9 protein-coding genes are annotated in these 14,865 nt (G+C 72.8%); all 9 read left to right on the forward strand.

The window, feature by feature from the left end:
- Positions 1-11: 11 nt before the first annotated feature.
- The 9 genes from AACH10_RS03005 to AACH10_RS03045 all read left to right on the forward strand — a co-directional run bounded on the left by AACH10_RS03005 (position 12) and on the right by AACH10_RS03045 (position 14,842).
- Positions 12-656, forward strand: a complete 645-nt coding sequence (locus tag AACH10_RS03005; protein ID WP_341408870.1) for a PilN domain-containing protein — start codon at positions 12-14, stop codon at positions 654-656.
- Positions 653-1,420, forward strand: a complete 768-nt coding sequence (locus tag AACH10_RS03010; protein ID WP_341408871.1) for a hypothetical protein — start codon at positions 653-655, stop codon at positions 1,418-1,420. The genes AACH10_RS03005 and AACH10_RS03010 overlap by 4 nt, the downstream gene beginning before the upstream one ends.
- Before the next feature lie 46 nt (positions 1,421-1,466).
- A complete protein-coding gene (locus AACH10_RS03015) occupies positions 1,467-2,093 on the forward strand; it encodes a hypothetical protein (RefSeq protein ID WP_341408872.1) in 627 nt (208 codons plus the stop codon).
- The gene (mshL, locus tag AACH10_RS03020) at positions 2,090-3,880 is read left to right on the forward strand and encodes a pilus (MSHA type) biogenesis protein MshL (RefSeq protein ID WP_341408873.1); all 1,791 of its coding nucleotides are present in this window, start codon (positions 2,090-2,092) and stop codon (positions 3,878-3,880) included. The genes AACH10_RS03015 and mshL overlap by 4 nt, the downstream gene beginning before the upstream one ends.
- Before the next feature lie 28 nt (positions 3,881-3,908).
- A complete protein-coding gene (locus AACH10_RS03025) occupies positions 3,909-5,642 on the forward strand; it encodes a GspE/PulE family protein (protein ID WP_341408874.1) in 1,734 nt (577 codons plus the stop codon).
- A 20-nt stretch (positions 5,643-5,662) separates the two neighbouring features.
- Positions 5,663-6,916 (forward strand): type II secretion system F family protein, encoded by a 1,254-nt coding sequence (locus AACH10_RS03030; RefSeq protein WP_341408875.1) that lies wholly within the window; start codon positions 5,663-5,665, stop codon positions 6,914-6,916.
- A gap of 101 nt (positions 6,917-7,017) precedes the next feature.
- The gene (locus tag AACH10_RS03035) at positions 7,018-7,431 is read left to right on the forward strand and encodes a prepilin-type N-terminal cleavage/methylation domain-containing protein (protein ID WP_341408876.1); all 414 of its coding nucleotides are present in this window, start codon (positions 7,018-7,020) and stop codon (positions 7,429-7,431) included.
- Positions 7,432-7,557: 126 nt separating this feature from the next.
- Positions 7,558-11,949, forward strand: a complete 4,392-nt coding sequence (locus tag AACH10_RS03040) for a DUF6701 domain-containing protein (RefSeq protein ID WP_341408877.1) — start codon at positions 7,558-7,560, stop codon at positions 11,947-11,949.
- The gene (locus AACH10_RS03045; RefSeq protein ID WP_341408878.1) at positions 11,939-14,842 is read left to right on the forward strand and encodes a DUF6701 domain-containing protein; all 2,904 of its coding nucleotides are present in this window, start codon (positions 11,939-11,941) and stop codon (positions 14,840-14,842) included. The genes AACH10_RS03040 and AACH10_RS03045 overlap by 11 nt, the downstream gene beginning before the upstream one ends.
- Positions 14,843-14,865: the final 23 nt, after the last annotated feature.

Consider the following 14,865-nt stretch of genomic DNA (forward strand, 5'->3'; position numbering starts at 1 on the left):
CCCCCCGCGCCATGGCCCAGCAGCTCAACCTCAACGACCCGCGCTTCGCGCCGCAGCCCCAGCGCTTTGCCGCGCACCACGGCCTGCTGGGCATGCTGCTGGTGCTGGGCCTGTGCAGCGTGGTCGGCGCCGGGCTGCGCATCACCGCCTCGCGCCAGCTGGCCCAGGCCCAGCAGCATGAAGGTGCGCTGGGCCCGCTGCGCCAGCAGCTGATGCGCCAGTCCGGCAAGGCCGGCCCCGCCGTCAACGGCGAGACCGAACTGGCCCAGCTGCGCCTGCAGGACAGCGGCCAGCAGCGCGTGCTGGCGGCCCTGCAGGCCGGCGTGGCCGGCGTGCGCGAGGGCCCGTCGGAGTTTCTCGTGGCCCTGGCGCGCCAGGCCAACGGCGCGGTGTGGATCACCGGCTTTGCGGTGTCCGAGGACGGCAACGCGCTGGAGCTGGACGGCCGCATGCTCGACCCGGCCGCGCTGCCCGACTACCTGCGCCGGCTGAATGCCGAACCCCGCTTCCGCGGCCGCCCGTTCGCGCAGCTGAGCCTCAAGGCCACCCCGCCCAGCGAGACCGGCCTGGCGCAGACCGTGGCCGGCAGCCACGCGCCGGCCACCACCGACTTCGCGCTGCGCTCGACCGTCGCCGCCTCGGGGGCGCAACCATGAACCTCGCCGAACGACTGCTGGCCAGCCCGCAGCTCACCCGACTGCACACCGAGCTGCGCCAGCTGCAGCGCCGCTTCGACGAACGCACGCCGCGCGAGCGCCTGGCCATCATCGCGGTGGGCCTGGTCACCGCGCTGTCGCTGGGCGATGCGCTGTGGATCAGCCCCGGCATGGCCGCGCTGCAGGCCGCACGCCAGCGCGCCCAGGCGGCCCAGGGCCAGCGCCAGAACGCCATGGCCGACCTGGAGCGCCTGCAGACCGTGGCCAGCGCGCAAGGCCAGCAGCTGCAGAGCGAGCTGAAGACCTGGCGCCACAAGGTGCGCGAGGGCGACGCCGCGCTGCGCCAGCACCAGGACACGCTGGTCGGGCCCGACGCGATGGTGCAGCTGCTCGACCATGTGCTGGCCCGCCACGGCGGCCTGCGCGTGCGCGCCATGCGCTCGCTGGGCCGCACCGACCTGCTGGCCACCACCACCCAGGCCACCGGCAGCACCAGCGGCGTGCTGGCGGCGGCCGCGGCCTCGGCGGCCCAACCGCTCACCGGCGCGGCCCCCGGCGGCGCGCCCACGCTGTACCGCCACGGCGTGGAGATCACGCTCGAGGGCAGCTTCGGCGACCTGCTGTCGTACCTGCGCACGCTGGAGTCCATGCCGCAGCACGTGCTGTGGGGCGGCCTGCAGCTCAAGACCGTGCAACACCCCAACACCCAAATGACGCTGCGCCTGTACACGCTCAGCCGCGACCGCCACTGGATGGAGATCTGACGTCGACACGCATCCCGCGTGGCGCGCCGAGCGCTGGAGAAACCGCATGCCTGCCCTGCCCACACCGTCGCTCGTCCTTCCTCTGTTCCCACCCCTGGGCCGCCGCCTGCTGCGCGGCGCACTGGCCGCGGCCACCGCGGCCGTCGCCGCGGTTGGCGCCGCGGTGGTGGCCGCCCCGCCGCTGACCGCCCTGCCCGACCCCACCCGCCCGCCGGCCGCGCTGGCCACCACCACCGTGCCGGGGCCGATCGCCTCGGGCCGCGTCAGCGGCGCCGCGCCGGCACAGCCCGCCGCCGAGGCCGCCCGCGCGCCGGCCCTGCCGCGGCTGCAGGCGGTGCAGCTGCGCCAGGGCAACGAGACCGCGCTGATCGACGACCGCATGGTGCGCGTCGGCGACAAGGTGGGCGACCGCGTCGTCGTCGCCATCGATGCCGAAGGCGTGCTGCTGCGCGGCGCCGCCGGCAGCGGCAACAACGCCAACGGCAGCGGCGGCGAGCGCCGCCTGCGCCTGCTGGGCGGCGACGAGAAGCAGCCGCCCGGCACGATCCAGATCACCCGCAGTGCCCGCTGGCAGCCGCCGGCCGAGCCGCTCGTCGCCGACCCGGCCCTGGCCGGTGCCTCGGCCCCCGGCCGCCCGGCCCCGGTCTCGCTGGCCGAAAGGACCCGTCCATGACATTCCGCCGCCACGCCCCCTGTCCCAGCCGCGCCACGGCCCTGGCCATCGGCGCCACGCTGGCGCTGGCCGGCCTGCTGCTGCAGGGCAGCGCCCGTGCCGCCGACACGCCGGCGGCGGCCGCCACGCCGGTGGCCCCCCAGGAGGACGTGTCGTCCACCGTGGTCATCACCGCGCGGTCGGCGCCACGCATCGTCATCACGCGCAGCCCGGCCGCCGACGCGCCCGAGGCCGCCGACACGCAGAGCGCGGCCCTGGCCACCAGCCAGGTGGCGCCCGCCGGTCCGGCACTGCAGGTGGCGGCCGCGCCAGCAGCCGTGCCGCGCAGCGCGGCCGAGCCGCGCTTCGACCTGTCGGTCAACAACGCCCCGGCGGCCCAGGTGTTCCTGCAGCTGGCCCAGGGCACCAGCTACAACATGCTGGTCTCGCCCGATGTCAGCGGCACGCTGTCGGTGACGCTGAAGGACACCACGGTGCCCGAGGCGCTGGACACGATGCGCGAGCTGTTCGGCTACGACTTCCGCATCACCGGCAACCGCATCTTCGTCTACTCCAACGCCGTGCAGACGCGGCTGTACCGCGTGAACTACCTGCCCGGCCGCCGCCAGGGCGAGAGCGACCTGCGCGTGACCAGCAGCGCCATCTCGCAGTCGGCCGCCGGCAACACCAGCAGCGGCAGCGGTACCGGCACCGGCGCCGCCGCGCGCCCGAACGACAACGCCCAGGTGCGCACCACCTCGGACGCCAACTTCTGGCAGGAGGTGCAGGCCTCGCTCACCGCCATGGTGGGCGCCCAGGGTGGCCGCGGCGTGGTGCTGAACCCGGCCGCCGGCGTGGTGGTGGTGCGTGCCACCCCGGCCGAGCTGCGCCAGGTGGAGCAGTACCTCAAGGCGGTGCAGCTGTCCATCGAGCGCCAGGTGATGCTGGAGGCCAAGATCATCGAGGTGGTGCTCAGCAAGGACGCGCAAAGCGGCGTCAACTGGGCCGGCTTCGGCAAGCTGCCGGGCAGCAACACCAAGTTCAGCATCGGCACCGCGGCGCCGGGCACCACGCTCAGCAACAACAGCAGCACGGCGCTGACCACGGCCGACGGCACCAAGATCTCGCCGGGGGCGGACATGGCCGCCGGCTCGCTGGGCCGCGGCTTCTACGGCCTGGCCTTCCAGGCCGCCAACTTCGCAGCGCTGCTCAACTTCCTGGAGACGCAGGGCAATGTGCAGGTGCTGTCCAGCCCGCGCATCGCCACGCTGAACAACCAGAAGGCGGTGCTGAAGGTGGGCTCCGACGAGCTGTATGTCACCGGCATCAGCTCCAGCACCACCACCGCCGGCAACAACGCGGTGAGCTCGCCCTCGGTGACGCTGCAGCCCTTCTTCTCGGGCATCTCGCTGGACGTGACGCCGCAGATCGACGACGCCGGCAACGTGATGCTGCACGTGCACCCGACGATCAGCGTGGTCACCGAGAAGAGCAAGAACATCGACCTGGGCGCACTCGGCAACTACAAGCTGCCGCTGGCCGCCAGCACCGTGAACGAGACCGACTCGATCGTGCGCGTCAGGGACGGCCAGATCGTCGCCATCGGCGGCCTGATGAAGCAGGAATCGACCAATGAGCGCACCGGCCTGCCCGGCCTGGCCGACGCGCCGGTGGTGGGCAACCTGTTCCGCCAGACCAGCGTGGTGACCAGCAAGCGCGAGCTGGTGATCCTGCTCAAGCCCTCGATCATCCAGCAGGACGGCGCCTGGCCCGAGCCGATGCCGCCCGAGGCCACGGCCAGCCGCTGAGCCCCCGTCAGAAGCAACGCGCAACACCATGGCCCGCCCCGAACGCGTCCGCCTCGGCGACCTGCTGATCCAGGAGGCGCTGATCACCGCCGCGCAGCTCGACGAAGCCCTCGTCGAGCAGAAGAAGACCGGGCGCAAGCTCGGCCGCATCTTCATCGACCGGCAATGGGTCACTGAAGTGCAGATCGCGCGCGCACTGGCCCGCCAGCTGCGCGCGCCCTTCATCGACCTGGCGCTCAGCCCGCCCACCGCCGAGATGGCCGCGCTGCTGCCCGAGATGCATGCGCGGCGGCTGCGCGCGCTGCCGATCGCCGATGCCGACGGCACCATGCGCGTGGCCATGGCCGACCCCACCGACCTGGCGGCCTACGACGAAGTGACGCGCCTGGCCAAGGTGGAACTCGACCTGGCCGTGGTGGCCGAGACGCAGCTGCTGGCCGCACTCGACCGCGTGTACCGCGGCGGCGACGAGATCGCCGGCCTGGCACGCGAGCTGACCAACGACATCGCCAGCGTCGAGGACGAGGTCGGGGACATCCTCGGCCTGTCCACCGCCACCGCCGAGGACGCGCCGGTGGTGCGCCTGCTCAGCTCGATGTTCGAGCAGGCGCTGCGCATGCGCGCCTCCGACATCCACATCGAGCCGCTGGACCGCCTGCTGCGCATCCGCTTCCGCATCGACGGCGTGCTGCATGTGCAGACCGAGGCCGATGCCAAGATCGCCGTGGCCGTGGCCCTGCGCCTGAAGCTGATGAGCGGGCTGGACATCTCCGAGAAACGCCTGCCGCAGGACGGCCGCTTCCACGTCAAGCTGCGCACCGGCGCGCTGGACGTGCGCATCTCCACGCTGCCCACGCAGCATGGCGAATCCGTGGTGATGCGTCTGCTCAACCACAACGCCAGCCTGCTGCAGCTGCGCGGCATGGGCCTGCCGCCGGCACTTGGCGCGGCCATCGAGCGCGCACTCGGCCGGCCCAACGGCCTGGTGCTGGTGACCGGCCCCACCGGCAGCGGCAAGACCACCACGCTGTACGCCGCGCTGAACCAGCTGAACAACACCGAGCGCAAGATCATCACCGTCGAGGATCCGGTCGAGTACCGCATGGCCGGCCTGAACCAGGTGCAGGTGATGGACAAGATCGACCTGAGCTTCGCGCGCGTGCTGCGCGCCGCGCTGCGCCAGGACCCCGACGTGATCCTGATCGGCGAGATGCGCGACCAGACCACGGCCGAGATCGGCCTGCGCGCGGCCATGACCGGCCACCTGGTGCTCAGCACGCTGCACACCAACGACGCGCTGTCCACCGCGCTGCGCCTGGTGGACATGGGCGTGCCGCGCTACATGGTGGCCATGTCGCTGCAGCTGGTGCTGGCCCAGCGCCTGGTGCGCACCGTGTGCCCGTCCTGCGCCCAGCCGCACCAGCCCGAGCCGGCCCAGCACGAGTGGCTGCGCCAGGTGCTGGGCGCCGAGGCCCTGGGCCAGGCCGAGGCCGACGCCACCATCGCCGGCCTGCGCCGCGGCCGCGGCTGCAGCGACTGCAACCACACCGGCTACAGCGGCCGCACCGGCGTCTACGAGTTCATCGAGATGACGCAGGAGCTGGTGGAGGCCATGGCCGACGACGACCCCGTGCGCTTCATGCAGGCCGGGCGCCGCCAGATGGCCGGCGCCACGCTGCGCCGCGACGCGCTGCGCCTGGCGTTTGCCGGCCGCACCACGCTGGACGAGGCCATGCGCGTGGGCACCGACATCGAGCTGTGAACCGCGCGCACTGAACACCCATGGCCATCCGTTTTGCCTACACCGGCCAGGGCCCCGCGGGCCCGGTCAGCGGCGAGCTCGAGGGCGCCGATGCCGCCACCGTGGCCGGCGCGCTGCAGTCGCGCGGCATCACGCCGCTGCGCATCGCGCCCGCGGCCGGCGGCGCCCCCAGCTCGGCACCGGGCCGCGGCCCCACCGCCGCGCCCGCCGAAGGGCCCTGGTGGCGCCGCGCCCGGGTGGGCGTGATCGACCTGATGCTGTTCTCGCGCCAGCTGCACACCCTGCTGCGCTCGGGCGTGCCCATCCTGCGTGCGCTGGCCGGGCTGCAGGAGTCGAGCGTGAACCCGGCGATGAAGCACACGCTGGCCGAGGTGCGCCACAGCCTGGAGTCGGGCATCGAGCTGTCCAAGTGCCTGGCCCAGCAGGCCGGCGTGTTCGACGCCTTCTATGTGGCCATGGTGCGCGTGGGCGAGATGACCGGGCGGCTGGACGAGGTGTTCATGCGCCTGTTCGCCCACCTGGAATTCGAGACGCTGATGACCCAGCAGGTCAAGTCGGCGCTGCGCTACCCGATGTTCGTGATCAGCGCGATGGTGGTGGCCGTGGGCGTCATCAACGTGCTGGTGATCCCGGCCTTCGCCGACGTGTTCCGCAGCTTCGGTGCGCAGCTGCCGCTGGCCACGCGCATCCTGGTGGCCAGCTCCAACTTCACGCTGCAGTGGGGCTGGCTGCTGCTGGCGGCCGCGGTGGGCGGCGGCATCGGCCTGAAGCGCTGGATCGCCACGCCCGAGGGCCGGCTGGCCTGGGACCGCTGGCTGCTGAACGCGCCGCTGGCCGGCCCGATCGTGCGAAAAGCCACGCTGTCGCGCTTTGCGCGCAGCTTCTCGCTGGCGCTCAAGAGCGGCGTGCCGATCGAGCAGGCACTGACCATCGTGGCGCAGACGGTGGACAACGCCTGGATCGGCCGCAAGGTGGAAGGCATGCGCGAGGCCGTGGAGCGCGGCGACACCATCCTGCGCGCCGCCGTGGCCACCGGGGTGTTCACGCCGGTGGTGCTGCAGATGATCGCCGTGGGCGAGGAGACCGGCGCGGTCGACGAGCTGATGGACGAGATCGCCACGCTCTACACCAGCGATGTGCAGTACGAACTGAAGACCCTGTCGCAGCAGATCGAGCCGATCCTGATCGGCTTCCTGGGCGTGATGGTTTTGGTGCTCGCGCTGGGTGTGTTCCTGCCGATGTGGGACCTGGGCCGGGTTTCCCTCAAGAAATGAAGCGCGCCGTCCGATATCCCCCACAGGCCCGCCCGAAGAAATTCCAAGCGGCAGAGCCGCTTGCCCCTTCCTCTCCTCTTCTCGCTGTCTGGAGTGCCACCATGAAAGCTCGCCAATCCGGTTTCACGATGATCGAACTGATCGTCGTCATCGTCGTGCTCGGCATCCTTGCCGCCACCGCCCTGCCCAAGTTCATCGACATGAGCAGCGATGCCAAGAGCGCCGCACTGCAGGGCGTCACCGGCGCCGCGGCCAGCGCGATGACCATCAACTTCAGCGGCTGCGCCGTCACCGGCCACGTGGCCACCACCGGCAAGTGCGTCAAGGTGGACAACTGCAACGACCTGGGCTCGATCCTGCAGGGCGGCATGCCCTCGGGCTACAGCATCGGCGCGGTGGCGCTGGGCGACGGCACCCACACCGCCGCGGGCAACGGCATCGAGGGCACCTGCACCATCACGCAGACCAGCGGTGGCGCCACGGCCACCTTCACCGGCATCTCGGCCGGCAACTGATTCCCGGCAAGCCGGCGCCCCAGCGGCGCCGGCACCGCGACGGCGCCACCCCGGTGGCGCAAAAGCACGCCACCTCTCCCGCTATTTCGCGCCTCCTCACGGCGGCAGCGGGACATCATCAGGTGGATGTGCAAGCTGCTTTCGCGACCTGACCCTGCCAGCGGGCGCCTTCGCGCCTGGCTGGCAGCGCTGTTTGTGCTGGCACTGCTGGCGGCCAGCCCCCGCGCCTGGGCCGCGGCCTACAGCTTTCCCGGCGCCCTGCCGGCCGGCTGCAGCGGCAGCAACGGCAGCTACAGCTGCACCAACCTGACGCTTGGCTACGGTGACACGGTCACCATCGGCTCGCCCAAGCCGGCCACCATCACCGTCAGCGGCAACCTCAGCACGGCCAATGCCCGCATCAATGCCAGCGGCTCGGCCAGTGACCTGACCCTGGTCGTCAACGGCCAGTTGCTGCTGCAGTACCAGGCCGTGCTGGTGGCCAACGTCACCGCCGGCAGCATCAATGACGAGACCGGCTCGGCCAGCGTCACCGGCCACCTCAGCGCCACCGGCACCGGGCCGCTGACGCTGCGCTGGAACACCACCGTCAGCGGCGACCTGAGCACCGGCAGCGGCACGCTCACGCTGATGGAAAGCAACACCATCGCCGGCTCGCTCAGCAGCACCAGCGGCGCGGTGAACATCGGCTACCGCAGCGCCATCAGCGGCAACGTGAGCAGCGGCGGCGCCATCAGCGTGGGCCAGGAGGTCACGGTCAACGGCAGCGTCACCGGCGGCAACGGCTCGGTGACGGTGGGCTACGCCGCACGCGTGACCAGCAACGTCACCACCAATGCCGGCGCCATCCTGCTGGCCAACCTGGCACAGGTGAACGCGTGCGTGAAGAGCACGGCCTCGGCCAGCATCACGCTCGACTACCAGTCAGTGGCCGCCGGCGTGTGCTGCGGCAGCGGCACCTGCGGCCAGGCCTGCGTGGCCAACAACTCCACCTACGCCATGCCGCCGGCCTGCAGCACGGCGGTGACACCCACCTACGCCAACGCATCCACGCCCTACGCCTGGATCGACGCCAGCAGCCACACCAAGATCGGCACCAGCACCACGCCTTACCGCTTCAACGGCGGCAACGGCTGCGGCACCACGCCGCCGACGCTGGACGACACGATCAGCGACCCCATCCCGATCGGCTTCAGCTTCAGCTTCCAGGCCACCACCTACACCAGCGTGCGGGTGATGACCAATGGCCGCGTGCAGTTCGGCAGCACCACCACCTGCGGCTACGGCACGGCCAATGCCGGCCCGCCGCAGGACTACGGCTACCAACTGCCCGACAGCGGGCTGAACACCACGATGAAGGTGTTCGGCGCCGACCTCGACCCCACCAACCTGGCCGAGAAGCCCGACTACCCCTCGGCCTCGTCGCGCACCAGCTGCACCAGCCTGGCCAACTGCTACGTCAGCGTGGCCACCATCGGCACGGCGCCGCAGCGCAAGTTCGTCGTCACCTGGTACCACGTGCCCGAATGGGTGTCGGCATCGAACACCAGCGGCTCGTTCGACGTGCAGCTGATCCTCAACGAGAACGGCACCTTCGTCTACCAGTACGGCACCATCAGCCACGGCGGCACCGGCACGGCCGAGGTGGGCTGGCAGATCAGCAGCACCGACTACGACGTGATCGAGTTCGGCGCCGCCAGCGAGCCGCCGCCCAATTCGGCCCTGGTGTTCTACGTGGCCTCGCCGGTGCTGGCCTGGTACCAGGCCGAGGAAGGCGCTTGGTCGGCCGGCGGCAGCGGCCAGGTGCGCGACAGCAGCGGCAACGGCCTGCACGGCACGCCACTGGGCCAGGTGCAGGTGAACGCCAGCGGCAAGATCTGCCGCGGCGCCAGCATCCCGCTGGACACCACGGCCGCCGGCGTCAACGCGCTGCGCCTGGGCGCCACCTTCGCGTCGGGCGGCAGCCAGACGCTGGCCGGCACCGGCGCGGTGATGTTCTGGATCAAGGCCAACACCGCCTGGCAGGGCGTGCGCGACGCCCAGCTGGTGGACGCGGCCACGGCCAGCGGCGAGTGGTTCCACCTGGTGCGCCTGGCCAGCGGCGTGCTGCGCTTCGCGGTGACCGACAGCACCGGCGTCGTGCGCAGCGTCGACACCCCGGCGCAGACCTTCGCCGCCAGCACCTGGCAGCACCTGGCCATCGTCTGGAACTTCAACGGCAGCCCCACGGCCAACAGCGACAGCCTGGCGATCTACGTCAACGGCACGCGCGTGGCCTACACCACCTTCACCAGCGACGGCTCGCTGCCCGCGTCGCTGGGCGCGCTGCACATCGGCGACAACCCCAGCGGCTACACCGGCCAGGGCGGCACGGTGAACTCGGCCGACGCGGTGATCGACGAGGTGCAGGTGCTGAACTACGTGCCCACCAACGCCCAGGTCACGGCGCGCATGAACGACACCCATGCCTGCGACACCTTCGGCTACGACCACCTGGAGCTGCGCCACGCCAGCTGGAGCGGCGTGGCCTGCTCGCCGGCCACCCTCACCGTGGTGGCCTGCGCCCACAGCACCGTGCCCTGCACCAGCTACTACACCAAGGGCGCCGTGATCACGCTGACCAACAGCACCGGCAGCGCCTACTGGCTGAGCGGCAACGACGCCACCGTGACGCTGGGCTGGGGCCAGTCCAGCGCCAGCAAGGACGTCTACGTGGGCACCGGCACCGCGCTGCTGGGCGTGGGCTCGGCCAGCCCGGCCCCCACCAACGTGGCGCGCTGCAACGGCACCGCCGGCAGCTGCCTGTGGACCAGCAACGCCAGCGGCCTGCTGCTCGATGCCAGCGCCATCACCGGCGGCAAGCCGCAGGCCTTCACGGTGCAGGCGGTGGAATCGGTGGGCGCCTCGCCGCCGCAGGCCTGCCGCGCCATCCAGGGCCTGGGCAGCGGCGCGCTCAAGCTGTGGGCCACGCCGGTGTTGCCACTGGCCTTTGCCGGCACCAGCACGTCGGCCGGCGTCACCGTGGGCGGCACGCCGCAGGTGGCCACCGCGCAGGGGGGCCCCTACACCGCGCTGGGCACGGCCATGCCGGCCAGCGCCACGCTCAGCGGCCTGAGCTTCGATGCGAACGCCGGCACGCCGCTGTGGCTCAAGCACATGGACAGCCACCGCTTCACGCTGTCGGCGCGGCTGAGCACCACCGCCCCGCCGCTCACGCTGGACGGCAGCGCCCTGGTCACGGCCCTGCCGGTCGGCCTGGGCGTCACGGTGCCGGCGGCGCGCCAGGCCAGCGCCGCGGTGCAGACCGCCTGCGCCGCCGGCCCCTCCAGCGGCTGCGACAGCACCGGCGGCGCCGCAGCGCGCACCGGCGCGGCGGGCGACAGCTTCAGCAGCACGGTGCTGGCCGCGCTGTGGACCTCGGACACCGACACCGACCTGTCGGACAACCCGGTGGCCCCCAGCGTCACCGCCGCGGCCACGCTGAGCCCGGTGCTGCTGGCACCGCAGGGCGGCAGCGCCGGCGTGCTGGGCAGCGTGGCGGCCACGCTCACCGGCGGCAGCAGCGGCGCGCAGACGCAGAGCTGGTCGCAGTCGGGCGTGATGCGCATCGGCGCCAGCGCCTCCTGGCTGGGCAGCAGCTTGAGCGGCCAGTCGGCGGCTATCGGCCGCTTCTCGCCACACCACTTCCGCACCGTGGCCAGCGTGCCGGGCTGCGGCACCTTCACCTACTCGGGCCAGCCGATCACCACGGTGGCGGTCAGTGCGATGGACGGTGCCGCCGTGCCCACGCCCACGGCCAACTACCGCGGCGCCTTCGCGCGCACGGTCACGCTCAGCGACAGCAGCGGCGCGGCCGGCAGCTTCAGCGCCAACACCATCGCGGCCGGCGGCTTCACGCTGGGCCTGGCCTCGGCCTCGCCGGTGTTCACCTTCACCAGCGCGCTCACCGCACCGGCCACGCTGAGCCTGCGCGCCAGCGACGGCGAGGCCAGCTCGGCCGGCATCACCGGTGCCGAAGCGTCGGCCCCGGTGCGCAGCGGGCGGCTGCGCCTGTCCAACGCCTTCGGCCAGGCGCGCGCCCCGCTGCAGGTGCCGCTGAGCGCCGACTACTGGAGCGGCGCCGCCTGGGTGGTCAACAACCTGGACAGCTGCACCCTGGTGCCGGCCGCCAGCATCAGCCTGACCAACCCGCGCGATGCGCGCGGCGAGCCCAGCGCGGCCACCAGCAGCGCCACGGCGGTCAGCCTGGTGGCCGGCCGCGGCCTGCTGGTGCTGACGGCCCCCAGCCCGGCCGGCAGCAGCCTGACGCTGGACATCGGCATCAACCTGGGCAGCGGCAACCAGGACAACGGCTGCCTGGCCGTGCATGCCGGCACCACCGGTGCCGCACGGCCCTGGCTGCGCAGCCGCAACGGCAGCTGCAGCACCACCTGGGACCGCGACCCCTCGGCCCGCGCCAGCTTCGGCATCCACAGCCCCGAGACGCGGCGCAACGTCCATGTGCGCGATGTGTTCTGAGGGCCGCGGCCACCAGGCTGTCCGCGCCCTCGGCCTCGCCCTGGCGCTGTGGCTGGCCGGCGGCTGGGCCACGGTGGCCCGCGCCGCCATCACCGAGGTGGTGTGGGGCACCTTCGCCACCAGCAGCGGCGGCCCGGTGACCAGCGCCACCGTGCCCACGCGCGGCATCGGTGCCACGCTGGCCACCGGCGACGTGGGCGTGGCCGTGCTGTCGCTGCGCAACACGCTCAGCATCACCCCACCGGCCGGCTGGACGCTGCTGGCCGATCACAGCGACGGCCTGGGCGGCCGCACCTGGGTGTACCTGCGCATCATCACCAACCCCAGCACCGAGCCGCAGTTCCACACCTGGACCTTCCCGCCCTCGTACCTGGTGGCCTCGGGCATCCTGCTGCGCGGCGTGGACACCGCCAGCCCGCTGCACACCAGCGCCACCTGGGGCGATGCCACCAGCGGCAGTGCCGTCACGCTGCCGGGCATCACCACCACCACATCGGGCGTGCTGCAGCTGGGCGTGGCCGTGGTGGCCAATGCGCCGGCCAGCTTCACGCCGCCCGCCGGCATGAGCGAGCGGGCCGACGCCGCCTCCAACAGCACCAGCGTGGGCATCAGCCACACCATGTTGACGCAGCTGGAAGGCACGGCCGGCAGCCTGAGCGCCGCGCGCACCGTCAATGCCAGCCGCAGCGGCGCGCGCACCGGCATTCTGGTCGGGCTGAACCCGGCGCCGCCGGCCCCCACGCTGCACCACATCGAGCTGCGCCACGGCAGCGGCCAGTCGGTCACCTGCATGCCGGCCACGCTGACCGTGGCGGCCTGCGCCAACGCCAGCTGTACCAGCCTGTACACCGGCGGCGTCAACGGCGTGCTCACGGCCAGCGGCACCGGCATGACCGTGAACTGGCCCGACGGCGCCAGCTTCGACATCCCGGCCGGCAGCGGCACCGTCACCCGCCGCATGCACCAGACCACGGCCGGCACCACCACGGTGGGCGTGCAGTACGCCAACCCGGCCGCCGTCTGCACCTTCGGCAGCCCCACGTGCAGCTGGACGGCCAGCAGCAGCGGCTTCGTGTTCGATGTGCCCGACCACCGGGCCGGCCAGACGCAGAGCGTGCAGATCAGCGCGCTGAGCGCGGCCAGCAACACCAGTTGCGCGCCGGCGCTGGCCGGTGCCACGCGCAGCGTGGTGCTTCGCTGCACGCCGCAGAACCCGGCCAGCGGCAGCCGCGCCGTGACCGTGGGCGGCGCGGCGCTGAATGCCGGCAACAACGCGCAGGCCAGCTGCGATGCCGGCGGCCGCAGCCTGAGCCTGAGCTTCGACGCCAATGGCCAGGCCAGCCTGGCGGTGGCCTATGCCGACGCCGGCCGCGTGGCGCTGTCGGCCACCTACACCGGCTCGACGGCCAATGGCGACAACGGCCTGGTGCTCAGCGGCACCGACAGCTTCACCGCCGCGCCGACCAGCTTCCAGGTGGTGCCCAGCGCCGGCCCGCTGCGCGCCGGCGGCAGCTTCTCGGCCACCGTCACGGCGCTCAACGCCGCCGGCACGGCCATGCCCAACTTCGGCCGCGAGAGCCCGGCCGAAACCGTGAGCCTGGGCTTCGTGCGCATCCAGCCCACCGGCAGCGGCGCCAGCGACGGCAGCTTCAGCGGCACGCGCACGTTGGGTGGCTTCACGTCCGGTGCGGCCACCGCCAGCGACCTGTCGTGGAGCGAGGTGGGCCGCGGCGACCTGGTCGCCCGGCTGGTGAACAGCAGCTACCTGGGCGCCGGTGTGCGCCCGGCCGGCAGCAGCGCCGGCAGCGGCGCCACGGTCTGCGCTGCCGAAGGCGGCAGCTGCACGGTGCCCGGCGGTGGCACCGGCACCGTGTACTTCGGCAGCGCCAGCGGCTGGGTGGCGCGCCCCGGCAGCAGCGGCAGCGTGGCCTGCACCAGCGCCGCGCTGGGCCAGCCCGCCGCCGACGCCGACCGCGGCTGCATCGCCGTGGCCACCAGCGGCAGTGCCACCGGCTCGGTGGGCGACTTCATCCCCAGCCATGTCGACCTGACGGCCAGCGCCGCCTGCGGCAGCTTCAGCTACGCCGGCCAGCCGGTCAGCCTGACGCTGACCGCCCGCAACGCCGCCGGCGGCGTGACGCTCAACTTCGACGGCAGCGGCAACACCACGCCCAGCTTTGCCCAGGCCTTCGGGCTGGCCGAAGCCGGCGCGCTGGGCCTGGGCAGCCTGACGGCGGCCTCGGTGCCGGCCACGGCCTTCGCGGCCGGCGTGGCCAGCGCCAGCGCCAGCTACGCCTTCACGCAGAAGACCACCGCGCCTCAGACGCTGACGCTGCGCGCCAGCAACGGCGCCAGCGGCGCCGCCGCCATCAGCTCCAGCGGCCAGGCCGAGCCGGCGCTGGCGCTGCGCAGCGGCCGGCTGCGCCTGTCCAACGCCTTCGGCAGCGCCCGCGCGGCGCTGCAGGTGCCGCTGAGCCTGGAGTACTGGAGCGGCCAGGCCTGGCTGGTGAACAGCGCCGACACCTGCACCACGCTGCCGATGGCCGCGGTGGGCCTGAGCCGCCCACGCGACGCGCTGGGCCAGGCCAGCACGGCCAGCACCACGGTCAGCGGCGTGGGCCTGACGGCCGGCCGCGGCGCCCTGACGCTGAGCGCGCCCTCGCCCGCCGGCCGCACGCTCACCGTGGACATCGCGCTCAACCTGGGCACGCTTTCTGCCGATCAAGCCTGTCAGGGCAGCCAGCCCCCCACCACCGGGGCGGGCGTGCCCTGGCTGCGCAGCCACAACGGGGCCTGCGCCGCCACGGCCGACCGCGACCCCGCCGGCCGCGCCAGCTTCGGCATCCACAGCCCCGAAACCCGCCGCCTCGTGCATGTGCGCGACCTCCACTGACCCCCACCGCCGCAGTCCCCGCC

The sequence above is a fragment of the Pseudaquabacterium inlustre genome (assembly GCF_038066595.1).
Lineage (GTDB): Bacteria > Pseudomonadota > Gammaproteobacteria > Burkholderiales > Burkholderiaceae_C > Pseudaquabacterium > Pseudaquabacterium inlustre.